Below are 468 nucleotides of genomic sequence, written 5' to 3'. Positions count from 1 at the left end.
ATATTCCGCTGCACCTTGTAAACCTAAAGAATAAGCCTCTTCATCAAAAGCAATGGAATGGATTTTTTTTCGTCGCACGCTCCATAATTCTTATACGGGGAAGTCCTTCAAAGCGTTCGAGCCAAATAAGAAAGTCTTGATACGCATCATGGGATAGGATCAAACAACCAAGCTGATGAGATACCAGTTCTGACCAATTTTCTGATTGCGGCGCTTCATGCGGCGCAACCATAATTTTAAAGTCCTTTGCGTTATCTAAATTGGTCAGAATATAAAAGACATCACCACCTTCTATAAGTGAATATTCAACACCTTTTTGCCGTTTGCGTACACATTGAGGGACGCTCAGAGGTGCTTCAGCAGGAATTAACCAGATCTCTGACGTTTCATGATCATGAATATTAATATAAATAACATCATGAAGCTTAGAACCGCTTACATTTAAGAAAAAACCTGGATTATCTTCAC

The 468-nt window shown here is 39.1% G+C and carries 1 pseudogene; it reads right to left on the bottom strand.

Features of this window, described 5'->3' with window-relative positions:
- Positions 1-468: pseudogene (locus BN338_RS10195) on the bottom strand (beta-propeller domain-containing protein); the annotation flags it as partial.

This window comes from Bartonella queenslandensis AUST/NH15 (assembly GCF_000312585.1).
Taxonomy (GTDB): domain Bacteria; phylum Pseudomonadota; class Alphaproteobacteria; order Rhizobiales; family Rhizobiaceae; genus Bartonella; species Bartonella queenslandensis_A.
The sequence above is the reverse complement of the archived record's forward strand: the minus strand, read 5'-3'. Positions and strand labels throughout refer to the sequence as shown.